Source organism: Pseudomonas sp. BR20 (genome assembly GCF_050780135.1).
Taxonomy (GTDB): domain Bacteria; phylum Pseudomonadota; class Gammaproteobacteria; order Pseudomonadales; family Pseudomonadaceae; genus Aquipseudomonas.
Genome location: NZ_CP172012.1, coordinates 4,108,122 through 4,133,129, shown reverse-complemented (window position 1 = coordinate 4,133,129; position 25,008 = coordinate 4,108,122). Strand labels below are relative to the sequence as shown.

The 25,008-nt window shown below is 61.2% G+C and carries 23 protein-coding genes; 16 read left to right on the top strand and 7 right to left on the bottom strand.

Annotation, left to right across the window (positions count from 1 at the left end):
- Positions 1-106: 106 nt before the first annotated feature.
- A complete protein-coding gene (locus tag ACHPFG_RS18840; protein WP_259244928.1) occupies positions 107-997 on the bottom strand; it encodes a bestrophin family protein in 891 nt (296 codons plus the stop codon).
- A gap of 261 nt (positions 998-1,258) precedes the next feature.
- Here ACHPFG_RS18840 and ACHPFG_RS18835 point away from each other — a divergent pair, with 261 nt between their 5' ends.
- The 5 genes from ACHPFG_RS18835 to ACHPFG_RS18815 all read left to right on the top strand — a co-directional run bounded on the left by ACHPFG_RS18835 (position 1,259) and on the right by ACHPFG_RS18815 (position 4,757).
- Positions 1,259-2,137, top strand: coding sequence for a hypothetical protein (locus tag ACHPFG_RS18835; RefSeq protein ID WP_431700120.1), 879 nt, complete (start codon positions 1,259-1,261; stop codon positions 2,135-2,137).
- On the top strand, positions 2,122-3,150 hold the full coding sequence (locus tag ACHPFG_RS18830) for a GGDEF domain-containing protein (RefSeq protein WP_431700119.1): 1,029 nt from the start codon (positions 2,122-2,124) through the stop codon (positions 3,148-3,150). The genes ACHPFG_RS18835 and ACHPFG_RS18830 overlap by 16 nt, the downstream gene beginning before the upstream one ends.
- Before the next feature lie 122 nt (positions 3,151-3,272).
- Entirely contained in the window at positions 3,273-3,536 is a 264-nt protein-coding gene (locus tag ACHPFG_RS18825) for a hypothetical protein (protein WP_201144007.1), read from the top strand.
- Positions 3,533-4,288 carry a Fic/DOC family protein gene (locus ACHPFG_RS18820; RefSeq protein ID WP_431700118.1) on the top strand — a complete coding sequence of 252 codons (756 nt, stop codon included), beginning with the start codon at positions 3,533-3,535 and terminating at the stop codon, positions 4,286-4,288. Before ACHPFG_RS18825 ends, ACHPFG_RS18820 begins: the two co-directional genes overlap by 4 nt.
- Before the next feature lie 7 nt (positions 4,289-4,295).
- On the top strand, positions 4,296-4,757 hold the full coding sequence (locus tag ACHPFG_RS18815) for a metallophosphoesterase family protein (RefSeq protein ID WP_431700117.1): 462 nt from the start codon (positions 4,296-4,298) through the stop codon (positions 4,755-4,757).
- Between the two features lie 8 nt (positions 4,758-4,765).
- Here the strand turns inward: ACHPFG_RS18815 and ACHPFG_RS18810 are convergent, their stop codons facing one another.
- Entirely contained in the window at positions 4,766-5,077 is a 312-nt protein-coding gene (locus tag ACHPFG_RS18810) for an ArsR/SmtB family transcription factor (RefSeq protein ID WP_093546722.1), read from the bottom strand.
- A gap of 78 nt (positions 5,078-5,155) precedes the next feature.
- On the opposite strand from ACHPFG_RS18810, the gene ACHPFG_RS18805 reads away from it, so the two are divergent.
- Together ACHPFG_RS18805 and ACHPFG_RS18800 are read left to right on the top strand one after the other, a co-directional pair.
- Entirely contained in the window at positions 5,156-6,247 is a 1,092-nt protein-coding gene (locus ACHPFG_RS18805) for an NADH:flavin oxidoreductase/NADH oxidase (protein WP_431700116.1), read from the top strand.
- A 189-nt stretch (positions 6,248-6,436) separates the two neighbouring features.
- Entirely contained in the window at positions 6,437-8,563 is a 2,127-nt protein-coding gene (locus ACHPFG_RS18800; protein ID WP_431700115.1) for a TonB-dependent siderophore receptor, read from the top strand.
- 62 nt (positions 8,564-8,625) lie between these two features.
- Here the strand turns inward: ACHPFG_RS18800 and ACHPFG_RS18795 are convergent, their stop codons facing one another.
- Positions 8,626-9,348: a FadR/GntR family transcriptional regulator gene (locus ACHPFG_RS18795; protein WP_065926379.1), complete on the bottom strand. Its 723-nt coding sequence runs from the start codon at positions 9,346-9,348 to the stop codon at positions 8,626-8,628.
- Between the two features lie 48 nt (positions 9,349-9,396).
- Complete coding sequence (locus ACHPFG_RS18790; protein ID WP_027603618.1) at positions 9,397-11,133, bottom strand: IlvD/Edd family dehydratase; 1,737 nt, start codon at positions 11,131-11,133, stop codon at positions 9,397-9,399.
- 193 nt (positions 11,134-11,326) lie between these two features.
- Between ACHPFG_RS18790 and ACHPFG_RS18785 the strand changes: the two genes are divergently transcribed.
- The 7 genes from ACHPFG_RS18785 to araH are packed head-to-tail and all read left to right on the top strand — an operon-like array spanning position 11,327 to position 19,644.
- On the top strand, positions 11,327-12,649 hold the full coding sequence (locus tag ACHPFG_RS18785; protein ID WP_131698749.1) for an MFS transporter: 1,323 nt from the start codon (positions 11,327-11,329) through the stop codon (positions 12,647-12,649).
- A gap of 15 nt (positions 12,650-12,664) precedes the next feature.
- Positions 12,665-13,657 (top strand): AraD1 family protein, encoded by a 993-nt coding sequence (araD1, locus tag ACHPFG_RS18780; protein ID WP_431700114.1) that lies wholly within the window; start codon positions 12,665-12,667, stop codon positions 13,655-13,657.
- Positions 13,658-13,667: 10 nt separating this feature from the next.
- Positions 13,668-15,248 (top strand): aldehyde dehydrogenase (NADP(+)), encoded by a 1,581-nt coding sequence (locus tag ACHPFG_RS18775; RefSeq protein ID WP_431700113.1) that lies wholly within the window; start codon positions 13,668-13,670, stop codon positions 15,246-15,248.
- A 19-nt stretch (positions 15,249-15,267) separates the two neighbouring features.
- Positions 15,268-16,131, top strand: coding sequence for an SMP-30/gluconolactonase/LRE family protein (locus ACHPFG_RS18770; protein ID WP_431700112.1), 864 nt, complete (start codon positions 15,268-15,270; stop codon positions 16,129-16,131).
- Between the two features lie 31 nt (positions 16,132-16,162).
- On the top strand, positions 16,163-17,167 hold the full coding sequence (locus ACHPFG_RS18765; protein WP_090405878.1) for a substrate-binding domain-containing protein: 1,005 nt from the start codon (positions 16,163-16,165) through the stop codon (positions 17,165-17,167).
- Positions 17,164-18,666, top strand: a complete 1,503-nt coding sequence (araG, locus tag ACHPFG_RS18760) for an L-arabinose ABC transporter ATP-binding protein AraG (RefSeq protein ID WP_431700111.1) — start codon at positions 17,164-17,166, stop codon at positions 18,664-18,666. Before ACHPFG_RS18765 ends, araG begins: the two co-directional genes overlap by 4 nt.
- Before the next feature lie 9 nt (positions 18,667-18,675).
- The gene (gene araH, locus ACHPFG_RS18755; protein ID WP_131700749.1) at positions 18,676-19,644 is read left to right on the top strand and encodes an L-arabinose ABC transporter permease AraH; all 969 of its coding nucleotides are present in this window, start codon (positions 18,676-18,678) and stop codon (positions 19,642-19,644) included.
- Positions 19,645-19,768: 124 nt separating this feature from the next.
- Here araH and ACHPFG_RS18750 read toward each other — a convergent pair whose 3' ends face one another.
- Positions 19,769-20,917: an aldose epimerase family protein gene (locus tag ACHPFG_RS18750; protein ID WP_431700110.1), complete on the bottom strand. Its 1,149-nt coding sequence runs from the start codon at positions 20,915-20,917 to the stop codon at positions 19,769-19,771.
- Between the two features lie 136 nt (positions 20,918-21,053).
- On the opposite strand from ACHPFG_RS18750, the gene ACHPFG_RS18745 reads away from it, so the two are divergent.
- Entirely contained in the window at positions 21,054-21,821 is a 768-nt protein-coding gene (locus ACHPFG_RS18745) for an SDR family NAD(P)-dependent oxidoreductase (protein WP_131700751.1), read from the top strand.
- 138 nt (positions 21,822-21,959) lie between these two features.
- Here ACHPFG_RS18745 and ACHPFG_RS18740 read toward each other — a convergent pair whose 3' ends face one another.
- Together ACHPFG_RS18740 and ACHPFG_RS18735 are read right to left on the bottom strand one after the other, a co-directional pair.
- Positions 21,960-22,556 (bottom strand): glutathione S-transferase family protein, encoded by a 597-nt coding sequence (locus ACHPFG_RS18740; protein WP_431700109.1) that lies wholly within the window; start codon positions 22,554-22,556, stop codon positions 21,960-21,962.
- A 113-nt stretch (positions 22,557-22,669) separates the two neighbouring features.
- The gene (locus tag ACHPFG_RS18735; RefSeq protein ID WP_431703494.1) at positions 22,670-23,632 is read right to left on the bottom strand and encodes a cupin domain-containing protein; all 963 of its coding nucleotides are present in this window, start codon (positions 23,630-23,632) and stop codon (positions 22,670-22,672) included.
- Between the two features lie 100 nt (positions 23,633-23,732).
- Between ACHPFG_RS18735 and ACHPFG_RS18730 the strand changes: the two genes are divergently transcribed.
- Positions 23,733-24,968 (top strand): MFS transporter, encoded by a 1,236-nt coding sequence (locus tag ACHPFG_RS18730; RefSeq protein WP_095186022.1) that lies wholly within the window; start codon positions 23,733-23,735, stop codon positions 24,966-24,968.
- Positions 24,969-25,008 lie beyond the last annotated feature (40 nt).

Sequence of the window (25,008 nt, the reverse complement as noted above, 5' to 3'; positions counted from 1 at the left end):
AAACAGTGGCGTCGAGCGTCGCATGTGTTGTTTTGAGGGGATGTAGCCCATGCGTACTCCCTTTGTATCGACTGCGGGAGCACGCACTTTAGGCCGAAGGGCATGTTTATCCGATGCGCTCGCCACCCAGCGCATCACGCTGCATCGACTGCAGGTTTTTCTCGATGGTTTCGCAGATGGCTTCCATTTGGATCTGGTGTTCGCTGGAGCGGAACGGACTTTGCAGGTCGGTGCCGATACGCTCGATGGCCAGCAGCATAAAACCCACAACGGTGGACGCCAGCGGAGTGAACCAGCCCAGGGATTCCACCAGGCCCACCGGCACGATCAGGCAGAACAGCGAAATGAACAGGCGGGGGAAATACACGTAAGGGTAGGGCAGTGGCGTGTTGGCGATCCGCTCCATGCCGCCCTGGGCGTTGGACAAATCCACCAGGGTCGACTCCAGCCGCGCCAGGCGAATGCTGTCCAGGTGCCCGGCCTTGTATTCCTTGGCCAGCAACGCCGCCGAGCCGGTGAGGATGTCATTGGCAAAGTTATTGGTGGCGCCGTTGCGGGCGAATTCCTCGGAGGGGATAAAGGCGCGTACTTCATCAGGGCACGGTTCGCCCTTGAGGTGCGCGGCCAGGCAATTCACATACGCCACATGGCGGCGCAGCAGGGTGGCCTTGACCGGGTTCACTTCGCCGTCGGGATCGTCCAGCAGGGTTAATACCTGCCGGGCAAAGCTGCGGGAGTTGTTGACCATCGCCCCCCACAGCGTGCGTGCCTCCCACCAGCGGTTATAGGCGCTGCTGTTGCGAAAACTGATGAGCACGATCAGTGCCGAGCCCAGCAGGGTAAGGGGCATCAGCGGCAAGTTGATCTTGGCGGTGAGGAACAGCATGAAGTCTACGGTGACGGCGACGTCCCACAGCAACAGCCAGAACAACGACCAGCCCACATAGCCCATGGTCTTGATGATCAGGCGGTACTTTTTGATGATGGCGGCTTTCAAACGACAACCTCGCGGCGAGCGGTAAGCAACAGTGCCTTAGCTCGGACGTCGGCTTGCAGGGAAGGTTCGCAGCGCTGACTGAAACGGTTAAGCCGCGTGAGTTTTCTGGAACAATTTTGGTAGCGACGATGTCCCCTGCGCTAATCACGATAGATTGCGCTCAAGGCGAAACGCCATTATCGGTGCTGCAATTGAGATCAGTGAATCCAAGTTGTTTTATCAGGGCTCTTTCTCATGTGCAGTGGTTCGTTGAAGTTGGCGATGGAACAGTCGGCGCGGGCGTTTGAGCGCCATGTGGATTTTGAAGCGTGTATTCGTACCCATTATTCGATTTTGTTGGAGTCCTATTCAAAAAGACCGTTTTTCTATAAGACCGCACTGAAGTTCAGTCGCTTGATGGTGTCCTTTACGTTATTGAGCACGTATTTCTCCAAGCCGGTGCCATTACTGTCCGAGGTGAAAGAGTTTTGTATGGCGCGTGGGTTCTGTTCCAGGAACAGCCTGGAGTCGATCTTCCTGCTGTTCAGGGCGTTGGGGTTCATGACGGTGTCGAGGCATGCGGATGACAGCCGTTTGCGGGTATTCAGCCCGTCATCCCAAGCCTGCGAGGAGATCCGGCTGATGCTCACGTCCGTGGTCGAGCCGCTGGGCGTGATGTGCCCGCAAACCGCGGTTTGCAGCTCAATGAATGGGTTGGATGATCGCGCTTACCTGGCACGTTATTTCAAAGGGTTTTCGGTCCTTCTGTCCCATAACGTGACCATTGACCTGTTGATGCCTGATTGTTATTGGCTGGTAAAGCGTGATGCAGGGCATATGTTGATGTTGGCGATCTATAACGATGCGTGTGCGCTGGATAACCAGGGGGCAAGCTTCAGGTCTTCGTCCTACCTTTCCATCGCAGAGCAACTCTCGGTGTCCAAGACCCATGTTATTCGCTTAGTGCAAGAGGGGGCCGACCGGGGCTATTTCAAGATTCATTCCAAGACACTGCTTGAAGTCCTGCCACCTTTTATGGTGTTGGTAAGACGCTTCATGGCGTATTCGTTTGCGACCTGTCTGCACAGTCTTCAACTGAGTCATGCCGATAACAAAGCGGCCACTCAAACACAGGGAGTGACGGGATGCCGGCTAATGTGAAACTCAGGCCACGAATGCAAAGGCTGTTGTCGCCCGCCATTGCCCAGGCCGAACTGATCGGGATTTTCGCCTGGCTGGCGGTGTTGCTGGTTGATCGCGGGGGGAGGTTCGGCTGGCCGGTCGTGCTGGTCACGATGGGGCTGTGCGTGGTGTATAGGGTTCACCGGGCGGTGAGTCGGTATGTGCTGTGGCGGGCACTGGGCGTGGCCTACATGGTGCTGCTGTCCGCGGGTTTTGCCTATGTGGTTCACACCCGTCCCGAGCTGCAGGTATTCGCCTTGCCGCTGGCCGTGACATTGGTGATGAGCAGCGCAATCCTGTTTATCGTGGTTCAGGATTTTCTGGTCTGCGCCGCCTTGGTCTGGTTACTGACATGGCCCAGCATTCAGATGAGCCTTTACGAAGGCGTCGATATCTACGTGTTTATCTTTTGCGCCGCGTCGGTGGCGATCGGCTTTATCTTGAATGTCTACTACCTGAAGAACCTGCGTTCCGTGTTACTGGTGGAGAGTGAGTTTCGGGAGTTGGCCGAGACCGATTACTTGACTTCCATCCTGAATCGGCGGGCCTTTATGGAGAGCTTCGCCAAACTGATTGCGGCCGGTGATACCGGCTACTTCATGATGCTGGATATCGACAGTTTCAAATTGAAGAATGACCAGTTCGGCCATGACGTCGGCGACAGGATTCTCTGCGCCATGGCCGCTTGCCTTAAATCCACCCCAGGCAGCCACAGTTTCGGCAGGATTGGCGGCGAAGAATTCGGGGTGCTGCTGGTGGGCGATGACCCTGATGTCGCCAGCGATTTTGCGCTGCGGCTGTTGCATGGGATTCGCCACAGTGTCGCACCGCCCCATCACTACACCTGCAGTGCGGGCATGACGCGCTTTATGGCCGGAGACGATATGTCGGCGGTCCTCAAGCGTGCCGACCGCAATCTCTACGCCGCCAAGGGCAACGGTAAAGACCGCGTGTATTTGGATGGCGCGCCGGTCTGCCATGGAGTGCCTTAGCTCGGACGCCGGCTTGCGGGGAAGGTTCGCCCTGAACCAGAAACGTTTAAGCGGCGTGCGCTTCGGTTGAGGTGGAAGGAGGGCACCATGCTATGCTCTGGAAGCTAATTGAGGGATTTCAGATGACTAAAACAGCCGATATCAGTATCGCCAGCCACGTGCGCCGCCTGGCCAGGGCTCATCACGTTACAGCTGAGCGTGATGGCATAAGCCGAATGGCTGCTGCGATTACTAGCCTGGCTGGCGATGTGGTCGAGTTGGATGGTGTGGAGCAGTTGTTGGTCAATCTCAAGAGGAAGGGTGTTCTGAGCAAATCGGAAACCCTGGCGCTTCAGGGCAGCTACCTCCAAGAGAAGCGGCGCTCCAAGAAGAAGTTAAGCGCATGAATTTTGATCCCTTCGGCGATTTTGAGACCGCTGGGTACCTTCAAAATGCTCTACAGCTTAAAGATCCCATCGAAGTAAAAGAGTCAGAGCATCTATCGTTCGAACTGAGCATGGAAGACGCGCTTCGATACTTGGCTCAAAAAAAAAGTATCGATTACTCGTCCGTACTCAAAGTGCACGAGCTCCTGTTCTCTGATTTTTATCACTGGGCGGGTAAGGATCGAACTGAGCTTGTTCCACATCTTGCCGTTTTCAAAGGTTCTCAAGACGATCCACACCATACCCCGTTTGAGCATCCGGCATCGATCAAGCTCTCCGTCGACTATGCATTTGAACTGGCGTCGAACAAGAAGCGCTTCAGGGATCGCCCTGGTGACGTCATGGGCCAGTTGGCATTTGCGCATCCTTTTCTCGATGGCAATGGGCGCACGATTCTGCTTGTTTTCATGGAACTTTGTTATCGAGCCAAGTTCGCCATTGAATGGTCAAAAACCAACAAGGATGATTATCTTCAGGCACTCAGTGCGGAAATTAAGGAGCCGTTTAAAGGGCATCTGAATGATTACCTGCAACCCTTCGTGGTCGATATTGCACATCGTGATGAATGGCCAGGAATGATAGGTGGCCTAAAAGGTCTGGATGGGCTTGATAAGGAAATGATTACCTACGAAAGTCTTGATAATCCTGAGGTTCAAAAGATTTACACAACCTATAGAGCGCAGGCGCTCGCTGCGCCTTCATCCGAAAAATAGGACCGCGATGTCCAGAGTTGGCGTGATTTCCGATACCCATGGCCTGCTGCGGCCTGAAGCCGTGGCGGCGTTGCAGGGATGTGAACAGATCATCCATGCCGGTGATATCGGCAGCCCTGAGATTCTTCAGCAATTGGCACAGATCGCGCCCCTGCACGTGGTGCGCGGCAACAATGACCAGGACGCGCCGTGGGCACAGCAGGTGCCCGACTATCTGATGCTGGATGTGGGTGGATGGCGGACGCTGGTGGTGCATGACATCGCCGACGTACCTGCATTACTCGATACGTCTACGCGGCTGGTGATCACCGGCCATTCGCACAAGCCCCTGATCGAATGGCGGGGCGCAACGCTGTATGTGAACCCCGGCAGTGCAGGGCGGCGGCGCTTCACGTTGCCGGTGACGCTGGCGGTGCTGGAGGTGCGGGAGATGGCGATCGAGTCGCGGCTGATCGCGCTGCTGGACTGATCCGGGTTTTATTGTTGCGCCAGGATGCTCTGCAACAACCCCGGAAACCGTTCCTCAAGCACATCGCCGCGCAATGAATTCATATGGGTGGTGCCCACGCTGCGGGTGTGTACCAGGCCGGCATCGCGCAGGACCCGGAAGTGGTGGGACATACTGGACTTGGGGCGCCCGCCGTCCAGTTCGCCGCAGGTGGCTTCGGGCACACCGGCCAGGCAGCGCACGATTTCCAGGCGCACCGGGTCACTCAGGGCGTACAGCAGACGCTCCAGGGTCAGGTCTTCAAGGGGAGGGTGTTTAAAGGCTCGCATGAAACGAATCATAACAGGGGGGTATCATCGAATACCATAGTTCGATTACCATCGAACTATCGAATCATCCACTCGCTCCCGGAGTTCTCAATGCCCGCTTTGTTCGAACCGTTCAAACTCAAAGACGTCACCCTGCGCAATCGCATCGCCATCCCGCCCATGTGCCAATACATGGCCGATGACGGCATCGTCAACGACTGGCACCTCGTGCACCTGGCCGGTATGGCGCGTGGCGGCGCCGGTTTGCTGGTGGTCGAAGCCACCGCTGTAGCGCCTGAGGGGCGCATCACCCCAGGTTGCGCCGGTATCTGGAGCGACGCCCACGCCGCAGCGTTCGTGCCCATGGTCAAGGCCATCAAGGCCGCCGGCTCGGTGCCAGGCATCCAGATCGGTCATGCCGGTCGCAAAGCCAGCGCCAACCGCCCGTGGGAAGGGGATGACCACATGCCTGCCTCTGATGCGCGCAGCTGGGAAACCATCGCGCCGTCGGCCATCGCCTTCGGTGCCAACCTGCCGCAAGTGCCACGCGCCATGACCCTGGACGACATCGCTCGGGTCAAGCAGGACTTCGTCGACGCCGCCCGCCGTGCCCGCGACGCCGGTTTCGAGTGGATCGAACTGCACTTCGCCCATGGCTACCTGGGCCAGAGCTTCTTTTCCGAGCATTCCAACCAGCGCACCGACGCCTACGGTGGCAGCTTCGACAACCGCAGCCGTTTCCTCCTGGAAACCCTGGCCGCCGTGCGCGAAGTCTGGCCAGAGAACCTGCCGCTGACCGCGCGTTTTGGCGTGATCGAATACGACGGCCGTGACGAGCAGACCCTCACCGAATCCATCGAACTGGCCCGCAACTTCAAGGCTGGCGGCCTGGACCTGCTGAGCGTCAGCGTCGGTTTTACCATTCCCGACACCAATATCCCGTGGGGCCCGGCCTTCATGGGCCCGATCGCCGAGCGCGTGCGCCGCGAAGCGGGCATCCCGGTGACCTCGGCCTGGGGCTTTGGCACGCCGCAACTGGCAGAAGGCGCGTTGCAGTCTGGGCACCTGGACCTGGTCTCGGTCGGTCGTGCGCACCTGGCGGACCCGCATTGGGCGTACTTTGCGGCCAAGGAACTGGGCGTGGAGAAATCCTCCTGGACCTTGCCGGCGCCTTACGCCCATTGGCTGGAACGCTATCGCTAAGGTAAGCCAGGCAGTCTATAGGCCACTCAATTGAGTGGCTTTTTTTCGTCTCGGCATTGATACAAAACGGATGCTCAAAAAACAACGAATGAGAATAGATATCAAACGAGAATTCATTGATATACCATGCGCCGCGAATTCTTGGCAGGTTTGCCGCCCCTTCTGGCTCTTTCACTAGGTTCAACATCCATGCGTCGTACCTTGATTTCCCTCTGTGTGCTTCAGGCGTTTTCGCCTTTTACCTGGGCAGAGGTTATCCCTGCCGACAAGGCCAGTCTTGAGCTGCAGGCCACCAATGTCACGGGCGAGGCGGACTACGAGACGGCGCAAGGGCCGGTCAAGGGCTACCACGCCACACGTTCGGCGAGTGCGACGCGCACCGACACCTCGATTCATGAAACCCCGCAGTCGATCAGTGTCGTGTCCAAGGATGTGGTCGAAGACATCGGCGCCACCCGCTTGCAGGACGCACTGGACTACGCCGGCGGCGTGGGTCGTGCCAACAACTTCGGCGGGCAGGGGCTCACCACCTTCACCGTACGTGGCTTCACCACCGGCGAGTTCTACCGCAACGGTTTCCCGATCAACCGTGGCTACCCGAACATGCCGGATGCCAACACCATCGAACGCCTCGAAGTGCTGCGCGGCCCGGCAACCATGCTGTATGGCCGTGGCGATCCCGGCGGCACCTTCAACGTGGTGTCCAAGCAACCGCTGGCTGAGCCGACCGTGACCCTCGGCAGTCAGCTGGATGACCAGGGCATGCAACGCGCCACCCTCGACGCCTCCGGCCCGCTGGACGAACAAGGTCGCCTGGCCTATCGCCTGAACGTGGTGGGCGAGGGCGGTGACACCTTCCGTGATCATGTCGAGACCGAACGCTACGGCGTGACGCCGGTGATCACCTGGCAGGCCAGCGATGACACCAAGGTGATCTTTGAAGGCGATTTCATGCGCAACAACCACCCGCTGGACCGGGGCCTGACGCGCTACCCCAATCAAAAAGGCACCGCCTCGCGCGACACCTTCTGGGGTGAAAAAGACGTCGGCAAACTGCACAACGACAACAGCATGGCCCAGCTGCGTTTCGAGCACCTGCTCAATGACAGCTGGACCCTGGGCGGTGGTTTCCAGTGGCTGGACGGCACCTTGCAAGGCAATGCCATTGAAGCCAACAGCCTGGGCGCCGACGGTCGCACCCTGAGCCGCAACTTCAACTACCGCAAACTGGAGTGGACCGATAAAGACACCCAGCTCAACCTCACCGGGCATTTCTCCACCGGCGGTTTCGACCACACCTTGCTTACCGGCGTCGAGTTCGAAGACTACGACTACAAGTCGATTATCCAGCGTTCCAGCGGCTTGGCGGGTAGCTATCCCATCGACATATTCAACCCGGTCTACGGCCAGGCGCGCCCGAACCTCACACGCACGCCGACCCACGACAAGGAAAACCTCAAGACCTATGCAGCCTTTGTCCAGGATCAAGTTGCTCTCACCGAGCGCCTGAAAGTCTTGGCGGGCGCGCGTTTCGAGCGTTTCGAGCATGATTACGAAAGCTATGTGACCGGGGTTAAACCTTGGCAAGCCGCAGATAACGCCGTCACCCCACGCGTCGGCGTGATCTACGACCTCACCGACACCGTCGCGGTCTACGCTGACGCCGCGCGTTCGTTCAAGCCCAACACCGGCGCCAGTCGCCAGGGCGGTGGTTTTGAACCGGAGAAAGGCAAATCCTACGAGATGGGCATCAAGTGGGAAGCCCTGGACCGTCAACTCAGCGTCGACGCCGCGATCTACCAGATCGAGAAGAAAAACGTGCTCACCACCGACCCTCTCGACTCAACCTTCAGCGTCGCCGCCGGCCAGGTCCGCAGCCGTGGTTTCGACTTGAACGTGGCGGGCAACCTCACCCCTGAGTGGCGTGTGATCGGTGGCTATGCCTACGTGGACGCCGAAGTGACCAAGGACAACACCCTGCGCAGCGGCACGCGCTTGCTGAACATCCCGCGCAACAGCTTCAGCCTGCTCAACGTCTACGAGTTCCAGGACGGCGCCCTCAAGGGCCTGGGCCTCGGCGCGGGTGGCAAGTATGTGGATGAGCGGGCCGGGCAGACCTCCAACAACGCCTTCTCGATGGACGCCTACACCGTGGTCGACCTGCTCAGCTACTACAAGGTCAACGATAAGGTGCGGCTGAACCTGGACGTGAAGAACCTGTTCAATCGCGACTATGAAGAAGGTGCGTTTGGCAACGTATACGCCTACCCCGGCGAACCGCGCACGGTGCAGGTAGGCATCGCCTACACCCTCTAACGGCCTGCACAGTTTCAATGTGGGAGAGGGCAAGCCCCCTCCCACATTTAATTGCGTTTACATTACAACGGCGTGAGCACATTCATCACCGTATCCAACGCCACCCGCGTGTCATCCAGCTGCACCAGCGACGCATGCCGGGCGCCGAGGGCGTCGCGGTTCTGGATCGCGGTGAGGATCGCCTTGTGCCGGGGCAGGCTCAGGCCCTGGATGTCCGGGCGGCGGTTGGTGATGTTGATCGACTCGCGCAGCGGCAACGACAGCATGTTGCACATATAGGCGAGCAGGTCGTTGCGGGTGGCGTCGGCAATGGCGCGGTGGAAGTCCAGGTCGGCCTGCAACAGCTGTTCGTGGGTCTGCGCGGTTTCCATGCCCTGGTAGGCTTTTTCGATGGTGGCGATGTCTTCATCGGTGGCGGTGGTCGCCGCCATGGCGGCAATCTCCGGCTCGAGGATGCGCCGCACACCGGCCAAGGTATTGAAGAATTCACTGTGGGGCGTTGACTGCATCAACCAGGACAACACGTCCGGGTCGAGCAGGTGCCATTTCAAGCGCGGCCGCACCACCGCGCCCACCCGTGGCTTGGAATACACCAGGCCCTTGGCGCTGAGCACCCGGGTCGCCTCGCGCAACACCGAGCGACTGACCTTGTACTCCTCGCAGAGCGTGGCCTCCATGGGCAGCCGTTCTTCGGGCTTGAAGCGACCTGAAACGATGTGCATGCCCAAGTCCTGAACGATCTGGGCATGCATGCTCTTGCGCGGCTTGGGCGGCTGGTGATCCATAACGACAGGGATGCTCTGACTTAAATTCGCGGCATCATAGCATCCCAATTAGTGGGAATGCCGGGGGACTTCAGCCCCACGGCAACCCACCAGGAAGTCAAAGTCGCAACCCTGGTCGGCCTGCAGCACATGGTCGATGTACAACTGGCGGTAGCCGCCGACGATCAGGTTCTGCGGCGGCTTCAGGTCGGCCATCCGCGCCGCCAGCTCTGCGTCGGGGATGTCCAGGTGCAGGCGGCCATTGGCGCAGTCGAGTTCGATCCAGTCACCTTCCTTCACCGTGGCCAACGGTCCGCCGGCCGCGGCTTCCGGCGCCACATGCAACACAACCGTGCCGTAGGCGGTGCCGCTCATGCGCGCATCGGAGATCCGCACCATATCGGTCACGCCCTGGGCCAGCAGCTTGGCCGGCAAGCCCATGTTGCCGACTTCGGCCATGCCTGGGTAACCCTTGGGGCCGCAGTTTTTCATGACCAGGATCGAGTTGGCGTCCACGTCCAGTTCCGGGTCGTTGATGCGCGCCTTGTACATGTCGAAGTTCTCGAACACCACCGCACGGCCGCGATGCTGCATCAGCTCGGCGCTGGCCGCCGAAGGCTTGAGCACCGCACCGAGTGGCGCCAGGTTGCCGCGCAGTACGCAGATGCCACCGTCGGCGCGGATCGGGTTGTCGAGGGTGCGGATCACTTCGTCCTGGCCGTAGATCGGCGAGTCCTTGGTGTTCTCGCCCAGGGTCTTGCCGTTGACGGTCAGGGCATTCGGGTGCGGGATCAGGTTGGCTTCACCGAGGCGACGCAACACGGCGGGCAGGCCACCGGCATAGTAGAACTCTTCCATCAGGAAGCGCCCGGACGGTTGCAGGTCGACGATGGTCGGCATGCCACGCCCGATGCGGGTCCAGTCGTCCAGGTCGAGCTCGACGCCGATGCGCCCGGCGATGGCTTTCAAGTGGATCACGGCGTTGGTCGAACCACCGATGGCGGCGTTCACGCGGATGGCGTTTTCAAACGCTTCCTTGGTGAGGATCTTCGACAGCTTCAAGTCTTCGCGCACCATCTCCACCGCACGCATGCCGGACATATGGGCCAATACATAACGGCGCGCATCCACTGCCGGGATCGCCGCGTTGTGGGGCAGGGAAGTGCCCAGTGCCTCGGCCATGCAGGCCATGGTCGACGCCGTGCCCATGGTGTTGCAGGTGCCCGCCGAACGCGACATGCCGCCTTCGGCCGCGAGGAAATCATCCAGGGTAATGGTGCCGGCCTTGACCTGTTCACTGAGCTGCCACACCACGGTGCCCGAGCCGATGTCCTGGCCCTTGTGCTTGCCGTTGAGCATCGGCCCGCCCGTGACCACGATGGCCGGCACGTCGCAACTGGCGGCGCCCATCAGCAGGGCCGGGGTGGTCTTGTCGCAGCCGGTCAGCAGCACCACACCGTCAATCGGGTTGCCGCGAATGGCTTCCTCCACGTCCATGCTCGCCAGGTTGCGGGTGAGCATGGCAGTAGGGCGCAGGTTGGATTCGCCGTTGGAGAACACCGGGAATTCCACCGGGAAGCCACCGGCCTCGATCACGCCCCGTTTGACGTGCTCGGCGATCTGGCGGAAATGCGCGTTGCACGGGGTCAGCTCCGACCAGGTATTGCAGATACCGATGATCGGCTTGCCATGGAACTGATGGTCGGCAATGCCCTGGTTCTTCATCCAGCTGCGGTACATAAAGCCGTTTTTGTCGGCGGTACCAAACCACTGGGCGGAGCGTAGGCCGGGCTTTTTATCAGACATGATCGATTCTCTTATTGTATGACTATATGTTCTATGCGTGCTTAAACATAAGCGCAAAATCGATGCTTTGGAAGAGTTGTTTTGTAAATAGTCCTACTATATAGTCTGGCTTAACTGAGGTATGACCCTGGCGGATTTTCGCGAGAGGCGTCCCCCGAGCTTCTATAAGAACAACAATCGGAGATCGACCCCCATGAGCCAGGAACTGCGGCTTATTCGGCGCATCACGCTGAAACTGATTCCCTTCCTGATCCTGCTGTACCTGATCGCCTACGTGGACCGCTCCGCCGTGGGTTTTGCCAAGCTGCACATGGGCGCCGACGTCGGTATCGGCGATGCGGCCTATGGCCTGGGCGCGGGATTGTTCTTCATTGGCTACTTCCTCTTCGAGATCCCCAGCAACCTGATGCTCGACCGCTTCGGCGCACGGCGTTGGTTCGCGCGGATCATGATCACCTGGGGCGCGATCACTATCGGCATGGCCTTCGTGCAAGGGCCGCACAGCTTCTATGTGATGCGCTTCCTGCTCGGCGCGGCCGAAGCCGGATTCTTTCCCGGCGTCCTGTACTACATCACCCAATGGTTCCCGGTGCGCCATCGCGGCAAGATCCTCGGGCTGTTCATCCTCTCCCAACCGATTGCGATGATGATCACCGGCCCCGTGTCCGGCGGCCTGCTGGGCATGGACGGCATTCTCGGCCTGCATGGCTGGCAGTGGCTGTTCATCGTGATCGGCACCCCGGCGATCCTGCTCACCTGGCCGGTGCTGCGCTACCTGCCGGATGGCCCCAAGCAGGTCAAATGGATGAGCGACGACGAAAAGGCCTGGCTCACCGGTGAGCTGGACAAAGACCTGCAAGCCTACGGCCAGACCCGCCACGGCAACCCGCTGCATGCCCTAAAAGACAAACGCGTGTTGCTGCTGGCGCTGTTCTACCTGCCGGTGACCCTGAGCATCTATGGCCTCGGCCTATGGCTGCCGACCCTGATCAAACAGTTTGGCGGCACCGACCTGGTCACCGGCTTTATCTCCGCCGTGCCGTACATCTTCGGCATCATCGGCCTGCTGATCATCCCGCGCAGTTCCGACCGCCTGAATGATCGCTACGGCCACCTGGCGGTGCTTTATGTGCTGGGCGCCATCGGCCTGTTCTTCAGTGCCTGGCTGAGTGTGCCGGTGCTGCAAATGGCCGCGCTGTGCCTGGCGGCGTTTGCGCTGTTTTCCTGCACCGCAGTGTTCTGGACCTTGCCGGGGCGCTTCTTTGCCGGCGCCAGTGCGGCGGCGGGCATTGCCTTGATCAACTCGGTGGGCAACCTCGGCGGCTATATCGGTCCGTTCGTGATCGGTGCGCTCAAGGAATACACCGGCAACCTCGCCTCGGGCTTGTACTTCCTGTCCGCGGTCATGGTGTTCGGGCTGGTCTTGACCGGCGTGGTCTACCGCGTGCTGGAGCGCAAGCACGTACTGCCCGCCGATCAATTCGCCGCCAGCGCCCGTGGCGCCACACGTACTTAATCTGGGAGAAGTTTCATGCGTTTAGTTCAGTTCGAGTCAAGCAACGGTGAACGCCGGGTCGGCGTTGTAGAAGGCGCCACAGTGCGCGAAGTGCTTACCGCGCGCAGCGTGCGCGAACTGGCGCTGGCTGCCATCGAGGCGGGCGTCCAGTTGCAGCAGCAGGTCGAGAGCCTGGGCCTGGGCGACAGCCATGACTACGCCACGCTGCTGGCCGACCTGAAGATTTTGCCGCCGTTGGATCACCCGGACCCGGCCCATATGCTCATCAGCGGCACCGGCCTGACCCATCTGGGCAGCGCCTCGGCGCGGGACAAAATGCACCAGCAGGCCGGCGATGAAAGCACCTTGACCGACACCATGCGCATCTTCAAATGGGGCGTGGAGGGCGGCAAGCCCGCTGCCGGCCAGGCCGGCGTGCAACCGGAATGGTTCTACAAGGGCGACGGCAGCATCGTCGTGCGCCCAGGCGAAGCCTTCCCGGTGCCACCGTTTGCCGAAGACGCCGGTGAAGAACCGGAAATCGGCGGCCTGTATGTGATCGGCCCGGACAGCAAGCCCTATCGCCTGGGGTTTGCAGTGGGCAACGAGTTCTCCGACCACATCATGGAGCGCAAGAACTACCTGTACCTGGCCCATTCCAAGCTGCGCAGTTGCAGCTACGGTCCCGAGCTGCGCGTGGGCGAGTTGCCCCAGCACCTGGCCGGCACCAGCCGCATCCTGCGTAACGGCGAGGAAATCTGGCGGAACGAATTCCTCAGTGGCGAGGCCAATATGTGCCACAGCCTGGAAAACCTCGAGTACCACCACTTCAAATACCGCCAGTTCCTCAAGCCGGGCGATGTGCACATTCACTTCTTCGGCACCGCCACGCTGTCATTCGCCGATGGTATACGTACCCAACCGGGCGATGTGTTCGAGATCAGCCAGGCCGAGTTCGGCGCGCCGTTGGTCAATGGCGTCGGCAGCAGCGATGCGGCATTTGAACCCGGCCAAGTCACCCCCCTTTAAGGAGATCAACATGACCCAGTTCCTCGGCCACAACTACATCGGCGGCCAGCGCAGCGCCAACGGCAGCATCAAGCTGCACAGCGTCGATGCCAGCACGGGCGAGACCTTGCCGCAGGATTTCTACCAGGCCACGCCGGAAGAGGTCGATGCCGCCGCCAAGGCCGCCGCCGCGGCGTATCCGGCTTACCGTGCGTTGAGTGCCGCGCGCCGTGCGCAGTTCCTGGACGCGATAGCCGACGAGCTGGATGCCCTGAGCGATAACTTCATCGAGCTGGTCTGCCGTGAAACCGCGCTGCCCGCCGCACGTATCAAAGGCGAGCGTGGGCGTACCAGCGGCCAGATGCGCCTGTTCGCCACGGTGCTGCGTCGCGGTGATTTCTACGGCGCGCGCATCGACAAGGCGTTACCCGATCGCCAGCCGCTGCCACGCCCGGACCTGCGCCAATACCGCATCGGCCTGGGCCCGGTGGCCGTGTTCGGCGCGAGCAACTTCCCCCTGGCGTTTTCCACCGCAGGCGGCGATACCGCAGCGGCGCTGGCGGCCGGTTGCCCGGTGGTATTCAAGGCCCACAGCGGGCATATGGCCACGGCTGAACAGGTGGCCAGTGCAATCATTCGCGCGGCAGAAGCGACCGAGATGCCGGCGGGTGTGTTCAATATGATCTTTGGTGGCGGCGTCGGCGAGGCGCTGGTCAAGCACCCAGCGATCCAGGCGGTGGGCTTTACCGGCTCGCTCAAGGGCGGTCGCGCCTTGTGCGACATGGCCGCGGCACGCCCGCAGCCGATCCCGGTGTTTGCCGAGATGTCGAGCATCAACCCGGTGGTCGTGCTGCCTCAGGCCCTGCAAGCGCGAGCGGAAACCGTCGCACGGGATCTGACCGCGTCGGTGGTGCAAGGCTGCGGCCAGTTCTGCACCAACCCTGGCCTGGTGATCGGTATCGCGTCGCCGCAGTTCACCGCGTTTACCCAACAGGTCGCCCAACTGATCGGCGAGCAACCGGCGCAAACCATGCTCAATGCCGGCACCCTGAGCAGCTACGGCAAAGGCCTGGAAAAACTCCTGGCTCACTCGGGCATTCAGCATTTGGCCGGTAGCACCCAGGCGGGCAATCAGGCGCAACCGCAGCTGTTCAAGGCGGATGTACGCTTGCTGATCGATGGCGATGAAGTGCTGCAGGAAGAAGTCTTCGGCCCTACCACGGTGTTTGTCGAAGTTGCTGATCAAGCCCAACTCAGCGCCGCCTTGCACGGCCTGCACGGCCAGCTCACGGCGACGATCATTGGCGAACCGGCAGACTTTCAAGAGTTCGCCGAACTCACGCCGCTGCTGGAACAGAAAGTCGGGCGCATCCTGCTCAACGGCTACCCGACCGGCGTCGAAGTCTGCGACTCGATGGTGCATGGCGGCCCGTATCCGGCGACGTCGGATGCCCGTGGCACCTCGGTCGGCACCTTGGCCATCGACCGTTTCCTGCGTCCGGTGTGCTTCCAGAACTACCCTGACAGCCTGCTGCCCGACGCGTTGAAAAACGCCAACCCGTTGCGCATCCAGCGCCTGGTGGATGGCACGCCATCCCGCGACTCGCTGTAAACACTCATCAGGAGGCGTCATGTCGTGTACCGCTGTCACTGAGCACCGTGCGCAACTGGGGGAAGGCCCGTTCTGGGACGTGCCGACCCAGGCGCTGTACTGGGTCAATATCGCCGGCAAACAGGCCCTGCGCCTGATGGGCGGGCAGTTGCAGATCTGGCAGTTGCCCGAGCACGTTTCGGCGTTTATCCCGTGTGAAAGCGGTGATGCGCTGGTGACCTTGAGCAGCGGTGTCTACCGCCTGGACCTGGCCACCGAAGCGCTGACCCTGCTCTGCGTGGCCGACCCGCAACCGGGTAACCGTGGCAATGAAGCACGCTGCGATGCCCAGGGCCGCCTGTGGCTGGGCACCATGCAGAACAATATCGGCGAACACGGCGAAGACCTGCCGATCACGCGGCGCTCCGGCGGCCTGTTTCGCATCGATGCGGACGCACAGGTCACGCCGTTGCTCCACGGCCTGGGCATTCCCAACACCTTGCTGTGGAGCGAGGACGGCCGTCAGGTGCATTTCGGTGACAGCCTGGACGCCACGCTCTACCAGTATTCGATCCAGGCCGACGGTCAACTCCAGCCGCCAAGCGTGTGGTTCGGACCGCACGCGCGCGGCGGGCCAGATGGCTCGGCCATGGACAGTGAAGGCTACATCTGGAACGCCCGTTGGGACGGCAGTTGCCTGCTGCGCCTGACGCCCGAGGGGGAGGTGGACCGCATTATCGAGTTGCCCGTGAGTCGCCCCACCAGTTGCGTATTCGGTGGCACCCACCTCACCACCTTGTATATCACCAGCGCCGCCAGTCCATTGGATCACCCTCTGGACGGCGCGGTGCTGGCCATCGAAGTCGATGTACCCGGCATGCCTTGCCATCGCTTTGCCGGTTAATGCCTAAAAACAACAACAAGGAGTCACCCGTATGAATCGTCGTCGTGGTATCCGTTCCCTGTGCTGCGCCGCTGTGGCGGTCTCGGCCATGAGCTTGAGCGGGCTGTTGCTGGCCGCTGAAGAAGTGAAAATCGGTTTTCTGGTCAAACAGGCCGAGGAACCGTGGTTCCAGACCGAATGGGCCTTTGCCGAAAAAGCCGGTAAGGAACATGGCTTTACCGTGATCAAGATCGCCGTGCCCGATGGCGAGAAAACCCTCTCGGCCATCGACAGCCTGGCCGCCAACGGCGCCAAGGGCTTTGTGATCTGCCCGCCGGACGTGTCCCTGGGCCCGGCCATTGTCGCCAAGGCCAAGGCCAACGGCTTGAAAGTGATTGCCGTGGATGACCGCTTTGTCGACGCCAAGGGCAACTTCATGGAGGACGTGCCGTACCTGGGCATGGCCGCGTTTGAAGTCGGCCAGAAACAAGGCGCGGCCATGGCTGCCGAAGCGAAAAAACGCGGTTGGGACTGGAAGGACACCTACGCGGTGATCAACACCTTCAATGAACTCGACACCGGCAAGAAACGCACCGACGGCTCGATCAAATCCCTCGAAGAAGCCGGCATTCCCAAGGACCATATCCTCACCGCCGCGCTGAAAACCCTCGACGTTCCCGGCAGCATGGACGCCACCAACTCGGCCCTGGTCAAGCTGCCCAGCGGCGCGAAAAACCTGATCATCGGCGGCATGAACGACAACACCGTGCTCGGCGGCGTGCGCGCCACCGAAAGCGCCGGTTTCGCGGCGGCCAATGTGATCGGTATCGGCATCAATGGCACCGACGCCATCGGCGAATTGAAGAAAGCCAACAGCGGCTTCTTCGGCTCGATGCTGCCAAGCCCGCACATCGAGGGCTACAACACTGCGCTGATGATGTACGAGTGGGTCACCAAGGGCACCGAACCGCCTAAATACACCGCCATGGACGAAGTGACCCTGATCACCCGCGCCAACTTCCAGGAAGAACTGACCAAGATCGGGCTGTGGAAATGACCGCTGCGGCCCTGAGTTTCGAGGGGATCGGCAAGACTTTTCCCGGGGTCAAGGCGCTGGACGGCATCAGCTTCACCGCCCATCCGGGGCAGGTGCACGCCTTGATGGGCGAGAACGGCGCGGGCAAGTCGACGCTGCTGAAGATATTGGGCGGTGCCTATATCCCCAGCAGCGGCAGCGTGCAGATCGGCGCGCAGACCATGGCGTTCAAATGCGCCGCCGACAGCATCGCCAGCGGCGTGGCGGTGATTCACCAGGAGCTGCACCTGGTGCCGGAAATGACCGTCGCCGAAAACCTGTTCCTCGGGCATTTGCCATCGCGCTTCGGCGTGGTCAACCGGAGCCTGCTGCGCAAGCAGGCCCTGGCTTGTCTCAAGGGCCTGGCGGATGAAATCGACCCCGAGGAAAAACTCGGCCGCCTGTCCCTGGGCCAGCGCCAACTGGTGGAAATCGCCAAGGCGCTGTCCCGTGGCGCCCATGTGATCGCCTTCGACGAACCGACCAGCAGCCTGTCGGCGCGGGAGATCGACCGGTTGATGGCGATCATCACGCGCCTGCGGGACGAGGGCAAAGTGGTGCTCTACGTCTCGCACCGCATGGAAGAGGTGTTCCGCATCTGCAACGCGGTCACGGTGTTCAAGGACGGCCGCTACGTGCGCACCTTTGACGACATGAGTGCGTTGACCCACGACCAGTTGGTGACCTGCATGGTCGGTCGCGACATCCAGGACATCTATGACTACCGCCCGCGCGAGCACGGCGAGGTGGCGCTCAAGGTCGACGGTTTGTTGGGCCCGGGTTTGCGTGAACCGATCAGTTTTGAGGTGCGCAAAGGCGAAATCCTTGGCCTGTTCGGTTTGGTGGGGGCAGGGCGCACGGAGTTGTTCCGTTTGCTCAGCGGTTTGGAGCGCGCCAGTGCCGGCAGCCTGGAGTTATGCGGGGAGGCCCTGCAACTGCGCTCACCCCGCGACGCCATCGCCGCCGGTGTGCTGCTGTGCCCGGAAGACCGCAAGAAGGAAGGCATCATTCCGCTGTCCAGCGTCGCCGAGAACATCAATATCAGCGCGCGTGGAGCCCACTCTTCGTTCGGCTGGCTGCTGCGCGATGGCTGGGAGAAGGGCAATGCCGACCAGCAGATCAAGGCAATGAAAGTCAAAACCCCGACCGCCGCGCAAAAGATCATGTACCTGTCCGGCGGCAACCAGCAGAAAGCCATTCTTGGCCGCTGGCTGTCGATGCCGATGAAGGTGCTGCTGCTCGACGAACCGACTCGCGGCATCGACATCGGCGCCAAGGCCGAGATCTACCAGATTATCCATAACCTCGCGGCCCAGGGCATTGCGGTGATCGTGGTGTCCAGCGACCTCATGGAAGTGATGGGCATCTCCGACCGCATCCTGGTGCTGTGCGAAGGCGCGATGCGCGGCGAACAAACCCGTGAACACGCGACTGAATCCAACCTGCTGCAACTGGCCCTGCCGCGCGGCCTGGCGAACTGAGAGAAGACCATGACGACTCAAAACAACGCGCTGCCGACGGCACGCAAACCCCTCGATATGCGCGCACTGCTCGACAACTGGGCGATGCTGTTGGCTGCGGTGGGCATCTTTGTCCTGTGCGCCTTGCTCATCGATAACTTCCTCTCGCCGTTGAACATGCGCGGGCTGGGCCTGGCGATTTCCACGGTGGGCATCGCCGCCTGCACCATGCTGTTCTGCCTGGCGTCGGGGCACTTCGACTTGTCGGTAGGCTCGGTGATTGCCTGCGCCGGCGTGGTGGCGGCGATTGTGATGCGCGATACCGACAGCGTCATGCTGGGCATCGGCGCGGCGCTGCTGATGGGCCTGGTCGTGGGGCTGATCAACGGCATCGTGATTGCCAAGCTGCGGGTCAATGCGTTGATCACCACCTTGGCGACTATGCAGATCGTGCGCGGCCTGGCCTATATCTTTGCCGACGGCAAGGCGGTAGGGGTATCTCAGGACCAGTTCTTTATCTTTGGCAATGGCCAGTTGTTCGGCGTGCCGGTGCCGATCCTGATCACCATCGTGTGCTTTCTGTTCTTCGGCTGGCTGCTCAACTACACCACCTACGGGCGCAACACCATGGCCATCGGCGGCAACCCGGAAGCGGCGCTGCTGGCGGGGGTGAACGTCGACCGCACCAAGATCCTGATCTTCGCCGTGCACGGTCTGATCGGCGCATTGGCCGGGGTGATCCTCGCCTCGCGCATGACCTCGGGCCAGCCGATGATCGGCCAGGGTTTCGAGCTGACGGTGATTTCTGCCTGCGTGCTGGGCGGGGTGTCGCTGAGTGGCGGCATCGGCATGATTCGCCACGTGATCGCCGGGGTGTTGATTTTGGCGATCATTGAGAACGCGATGAACCTGAAGAACATCGACACCTTCTACCAGTACGTGATCCGCGGTTCGATCCTGCTGCTGGCGGTGGTCATCGACCGCATGAAACAACGCTGAACCCCTGTCATGTGAGGCTCAAAATGTGGGAGGGGGCTTGCCCCCGATGGCGGTGTATCAGAAGCAAATATGCAGACTGACACTCCGCAATCGGGGGCAAGCCCCCTCCCACAGTAAAGCGGTTTTAATCGGCGGTGAATTTGAAGACGGTGTTCTGGGTGTAGGTCTGTCCTGGGTTCAGGCGAGTTGAGGCGAAGTTTGGTTGGTTAGGCGCATCCGGATAGTGCTGGGTCTCCAAGGTGAAACCACTCCAGTGCAGGTAGGTCTTGCCACCTTTGCCCTTCACCGAACCATCAAGGAAGTTGCTGGTATAGAACTGCACGCCCGGTTCGCTGGTGTAGAGCTGCAAGCGCCGGCCTGACGCCGGGTCATGCACCTCGGCGGCCAGTTGCTTGACGTCGCCTTTGGTGTCCAGCGCCCAGTTGAAGTCAAACCCACCCTGTTTTGGCTCGGCAAACTTGAGCTGCGGATGATCCTCCTTGATGTGCTGCCCAATCGGGGTGGGCTTGAGGAAGTCCATCGGCGTGCCCTTGACCGGTGCGAGTTCGCCGGTCGGAATCAAGGTGGCGTTCACCGGTGTGTAATGGCTGGCATGCAAGGTCGCGACTTGCTTGAGGATGTCGCCGTTACCCGCACCGGCCAGGTTGAAGTAGCTGTGGTTGGTGAGGTTGAGCACCGTCGGTTTGTCGGCGGTGGCTTTGTAGTCGATGTGCAGTTCGTTCTTGTCGTTGAGGCGGTAGGTGACTTCGGTTTTCAAGTTACCGGGAAAACCCATCTCACCGTCCTTGGACAGGTAGCTCAGCTTCACGCCGACCGAGTCCTTGTCCTTGACCGACTCGGCCTTCCACACCTGCTTGTCGAAGCCCTGGGCGCCGCCATGCAAAGAGTTTGGGCCGTCGTTGAGCGGCACCTGGAAGCGCTTGCCGTCGAGTTCAAAGGCGCCGCCGGCCAGACGATTGCCGAAGCGGCCGATGGTTGCGCCGAAAAACGCCGTACCGCTTTGATAGCCTTGCACGTCGTCAAAGCCCAGCACCACATCGTCGACCTTGCCGTTTTTGTCCGGCACTTTCAGCGACTGCAACACGCCGCCGTAGGTGATCACCGTGGCTTGCATGCCGTGACTGTTGCGCAAGATGTACTGTTCGACGGCAGTGCCGTCGTTGGTTTTACCGAAAGGTTTTTGCTCGCTGCTCAGACCGGCCGCCTGGGCGCCGCCGCTGGCGATCATCATGGACAGCGCCAGGCCGGACAGCAGGTATCGAGGGTGCTTCATGGTCGAACTTCCTTTTGTTGTTTTGAGTGGAATAGTTCTACTAATAGCGATATTTTGTCGTTGTGACAGCGAATTTATAGCCTTTTACCCCGGTTTCGTAAAATAAAATAAGACTAATTGATCGAGGCATCCTTTTATGAGTACTGAACACGCCGTTTATCCCGACCTCAAGGGCAAGACCGTATTGATTTCCGGGGGCGCCTCGGGGATCGGCGAATTCATGGTGCGGGCCTTCGCCGTGCAGGGTGCCAAGGTCGGGTTTGTGGACCGCGCGCAAAGCCAGGGCGAACGCCTGGCGGCGCTGTTGAGTTCCCAGGGGCATGCCGTGGAGTTCGTGTGTTGCGACATCACCGATGAAATCGCCTACAAGGCGGCGATAGGGCGCTTCGAGCATTCCCTGGGGCCGATCACCGTGCTGGTGAACAACGCCGCCAATGACGTGCGCCACACCCTGGAAGAAGTCGATTCGGAAACCTTCGACAAGCTGATTTCAGTCAACCTGAAGCACGCCTTCTTTGCCGCCAAGGCCGTGGTGCCAATGATGAAACGCGCCGGCAGCGGCTCGATCATCAACCTCGGCTCCGTCGGCTGGATGATGGCCTCCGCCGGCTACCCGGTGTACGCCGCCAGCAAGGCCGCCGCCCACGGCATGACCCGCGCGCTGGCACGCGAGCTGGGGCCGAACCGTATCCGTGTGAACACGCTGGTGCCGGGTTGGGTGATGACCGAAAAACAGCTGGCCATGTGGGTGGATGACGCCGCCAAGGAACTGATCAGCCGCAGCCAGTGCCTGCCCGGCAGCGTACTGCCGGAACACATCGCCAATATGGCGCTGTTTCTTGCTTCCGATGCGTCGGCGATGTGTTCGGCGCAGAATTTTATTGTGGATGGCGGCTGGGTCTGAGCCGAACACCCTCTCTCAGACAACACAGACCAATGTGGGAGGGGGCTTGCCCCCGATAGCAGTCTTTCAGTAATACATCTGCTGACTGACACACCGCCATCGGGAGCAAGCCCCCTCCCACATTTGAAACTGTGTCGCTTATTCGATGGGGTAACGCCTGAACGCCGGATGCTGCTCCAGCCTTTCGGCATGCCGTTGCAGGTTGGGAAACGCATCCGCCTTGACCACCGACGCCACGGTGAACTGGCTGAACGACCACGCCACCGCCGCCGTAATCGACGCCTGGGTCAGTGCTTCGCTGTCGCCCAGTTGCTTGTCCAGCAACCCATAGGCCGCGAGCAATTGGCCGCTCACGCGCTCAAGCCAAGGTGCATGCAGTTTCTCGGCCGGGCGCAGGTTGTGTTCATAGACGATCTGCACGCTCTTCTCACAGGCTGCCAGCGCCAATCCCAGAACGTGCAAGTCCTTGGCCAGTGCCGCCGGTTGTTGGGGCAGCAGCTTCCTGTCAGCCGGGGCCAGGGCTTCGAGGTACTCCAGGATCAGGCTGGAGTCCATCAATACCGTGCCATCGTCCAGCACCAGGGTAGGGGCCTTGACCACCGGGTTGATCTGCGCGAATTCGTTGAAGGTGCGGAACACGGACAAGGGTTCATGCACGAAATCCACCCCATACAGGTCCAGGGAAATTGCCACGCGGCGTACGTAAGGCGAGTCCAGCATGCCGACCAGTTTCATGAAGCCTCCATTGCTATCAGGGTGATGGGCTCAAGAGATTAAGGTTACTCGGTCACCCTGCGCAATGGCCGTTACGTCTCCACCCACTGCCCAATCGGTCGGCAAGGATGTCCTCATGCCGGGCTTCTGAAGCCTTGGCGGCTGGCACCCGGCGGTTGCCCGGTGATGCGTTTGTAGGCGCGACTGAAGGCCGCCTGGGAGGTATAGCCGAGGCGGTACGCCACTTCTTCGATGGGCAGCCGCTCCAGGGTCAGCCACTGGCTGGCGAGGCGCATGCGCAGCTCGGTCACGTAACGCAGCGGCGGTACCCCCAGGGTCGCCTGGAAACGATCCGCGAACACCGAGCGTGAGGTATGACAGTGCGCCGCCAGTTCGGCCACGCTCCAGTCGCGCCCCGGTTGCTGGTGCAGGGCGAGCAGGGCGCCGGCCAGGCGGGTGTCGCGCAACGCGGCCGCGAGGCCCGACGCATTGGCGCAGGCGCACTCGACCCAGCCCCGCACGATCATCGCCGCCACCACATCGGCCAGGCGCGCAAGGATGCCGGCATAACCGACGCGGGCGCTGGAGACTTCGCGTTCCATCACCGCCAGGATCGGCATCAAGCCGGGGTAACGCTGGCCGCCGGCGTCGATCAGCATCAAGGCCGGCATCAGGTTGCCGAGGCCCTGGATGCTGTCGAGCTCGAACTCCATGCAGGCGCTGAACAGCAGGGTGCTGGAGGGAGCAAAGGGCGAGGCATTCACCGCGCACACGGTATCGCCCAGCGGTGCAGCGTCGAAGCTGGCGATGTCCTGCACGGGGTCATCCGGTTTGGACAGCAACGCATGGGCGCCACCGTGGGCGATAAACACCGCATTGCCGGCCGACAACTCAAAGAGGCTGCCGTCGTGCAGGCGCAGGGTCGCGCAGCCGGCGGCCAGAAAATGGAAATACGCATGGCCTGGCTTGGCCGCAAAGCTGATGCCGAACACCGGCCCGGCCTGGATGCGCCGGTACTGCACGCCGCGCAGGCGCATGCTGCGCAGCAGCTCATTGATCAGCTCGGAGGACAGGGTGAATGCGTTGTCGGCTGGCATATTCGGGGTTTCAGTCAAGAACTCAAGGGTTTGAATCATAGATCATCCTGATGGGCAAACCTAGACTGGCCATCACGTAAATGCCTGAGGATGTCCTGTGATGAATGATTGTGTGTCCCATGCCCCTGTCGATGGCAGGGCAGAACCGACCACGCCGGCCTGGATGGCGGTGTTTTCTCTGGCGATGGGCGTGTTCGGCCTGCTCACGGCGGAGTATCTGCCGGCCAGCCTGCTGACGCCGATGGCCTTGGACCTGGGCGTGTCGGAAGCGTTGGCCGGGCAAGCGGTCACGGTTACGGCAGTGGTGGCGTTGTTCGCCGGTTTGCTGGTGCCTGGCCTGACGCGCGGCATCGACCGGCGCCTGGTGCTGTTGGGGTTCTCCACGCTGATGATTGCGTCCAACCTGCTGGTGGCGTTCTCGTCCAGCCTCCTGGTGCTGTTGTTGATGCGTATCCTGCTGGGCATTGCCCTCGGCGGTTTCTGGAGCATGGCGGCGGCCGTTGCGATGCGCCTGGTACCGGCAGCATTGCTGCCGCGTGCCTTGTCGATCATCTTCAGCGGCATTGCGGTGGGTACCGTGGTCGCGGTGCCGTTGGGCAGCTACCTGGGGGACCTGTATGGCTGGCGCAGTGCATTCGTGGCTGCGGCCGCCGTCGGCGTGGTGACCCTGGCCTTCCAGCTGTTCACACTGCCGCGCCTGGCACCCAGCGGCACCGCGCGCCTGCGAACCGTGCTGGATGTACTGCTGCGCCCCGGCATTGCCATCGGCATGTTCGGCTGCGTGCTGGTGCACACCGGGCACTTCGCGCTGTTTACCTACATTCGCCCGTTTCTGGAAAGCGCCACCGGGGTCGGCACCCAGGGGCTGGCGTTGATGCTGCTGGGGTTCGGCGCGGCGAATTTTGTGGGCACGCTGCTGGCCGGGTGGTTGCTGGTGCGCAACCCGCGGGGAACCCTGGTGTTGATGCCGGTCCTGGTGGGCGTCGCTGCGTTGGCCCTGGTGTTGCTGCCCGCGTCACTGCCGGGTCAGGCATTGCTCCTGGCGCTGTGGGGCATGGCCTTCGGCGGGGTGCCGGTGGCGTGGTCGAACTGGGTGGCGCGTGCGGTGCCGGATCAGGCCGAAAGTGCCGGTGGCATGGTGGTCGCTTCGGTGCAATCGGCCATCGCGGCGGGTGCGGCGGGCGGGGGCGCGATGTTCAGTGCCACCGGCATCGACGGGGTGTTTCTGGGCGCGGGTTGCTTGATGCTGCTGGCGGCCTTGTTGATCGCGCTGCGAGTGCAGGTGCCCCGGCACGCTGCGGCGGGGAGTGTGACGCACCACCCGTCTTTGGTTTAGTCTCAAGCGCTTAGCTGATCGCAAACGCTTCTGGAGCCGT

Coding starts and splice junctions, on each gene's coding strand:
- ACHPFG_RS18835 (WP_431700120.1), top strand. CDS start 1,259: ATGGAACAGTCGGCGCGGGCGTTTGAGCGCCATGTGGATTTTGAAGCG.
- ACHPFG_RS18830 (WP_431700119.1), top strand. CDS start 2,122: ATGCCGGCTAATGTGAAACTCAGGCCACGAATGCAAAGGCTGTTGTCG.
- ACHPFG_RS18825 (WP_201144007.1), top strand. CDS start 3,273: ATGACTAAAACAGCCGATATCAGTATCGCCAGCCACGTGCGCCGCCTG.
- ACHPFG_RS18820 (WP_431700118.1), top strand. CDS start 3,533: ATGAATTTTGATCCCTTCGGCGATTTTGAGACCGCTGGGTACCTTCAA.
- ACHPFG_RS18815 (WP_431700117.1), top strand. CDS start 4,296: ATGTCCAGAGTTGGCGTGATTTCCGATACCCATGGCCTGCTGCGGCCT.
- ACHPFG_RS18810 (WP_093546722.1), bottom strand. CDS start 5,077: ATGATTCGTTTCATGCGAGCCTTTAAACACCCTCCCCTTGAAGACCTG.
- ACHPFG_RS18805 (WP_431700116.1), top strand. CDS start 5,156: ATGCCCGCTTTGTTCGAACCGTTCAAACTCAAAGACGTCACCCTGCGC.
- ACHPFG_RS18800 (WP_431700115.1), top strand. CDS start 6,437: ATGCGTCGTACCTTGATTTCCCTCTGTGTGCTTCAGGCGTTTTCGCCT.
- ACHPFG_RS18795 (WP_065926379.1), bottom strand. CDS start 9,348: ATGGATCACCAGCCGCCCAAGCCGCGCAAGAGCATGCATGCCCAGATC.
- ACHPFG_RS18790 (WP_027603618.1), bottom strand. CDS start 11,133: ATGTCTGATAAAAAGCCCGGCCTACGCTCCGCCCAGTGGTTTGGTACC.
- ACHPFG_RS18785 (WP_131698749.1), top strand. CDS start 11,327: ATGAGCCAGGAACTGCGGCTTATTCGGCGCATCACGCTGAAACTGATT.
- araD1 (WP_431700114.1), top strand. CDS start 12,665: ATGCGTTTAGTTCAGTTCGAGTCAAGCAACGGTGAACGCCGGGTCGGC.
- ACHPFG_RS18775 (WP_431700113.1), top strand. CDS start 13,668: ATGACCCAGTTCCTCGGCCACAACTACATCGGCGGCCAGCGCAGCGCC.
- ACHPFG_RS18770 (WP_431700112.1), top strand. CDS start 15,268: ATGTCGTGTACCGCTGTCACTGAGCACCGTGCGCAACTGGGGGAAGGC.
- ACHPFG_RS18765 (WP_090405878.1), top strand. CDS start 16,163: ATGAATCGTCGTCGTGGTATCCGTTCCCTGTGCTGCGCCGCTGTGGCG.
- araG (WP_431700111.1), top strand. CDS start 17,164: ATGACCGCTGCGGCCCTGAGTTTCGAGGGGATCGGCAAGACTTTTCCC.
- araH (WP_131700749.1), top strand. CDS start 18,676: ATGACGACTCAAAACAACGCGCTGCCGACGGCACGCAAACCCCTCGAT.
- ACHPFG_RS18750 (WP_431700110.1), bottom strand. CDS start 20,917: ATGAAGCACCCTCGATACCTGCTGTCCGGCCTGGCGCTGTCCATGATG.
- ACHPFG_RS18745 (WP_131700751.1), top strand. CDS start 21,054: ATGAGTACTGAACACGCCGTTTATCCCGACCTCAAGGGCAAGACCGTA.
- ACHPFG_RS18740 (WP_431700109.1), bottom strand. CDS start 22,556: ATGAAACTGGTCGGCATGCTGGACTCGCCTTACGTACGCCGCGTGGCA.
- ACHPFG_RS18735 (WP_431703494.1), bottom strand. CDS start 23,632: ATGCCAGCCGACAACGCATTCACCCTGTCCTCCGAGCTGATCAATGAG.
- ACHPFG_RS18730 (WP_095186022.1), top strand. CDS start 23,733: ATGAATGATTGTGTGTCCCATGCCCCTGTCGATGGCAGGGCAGAACCG.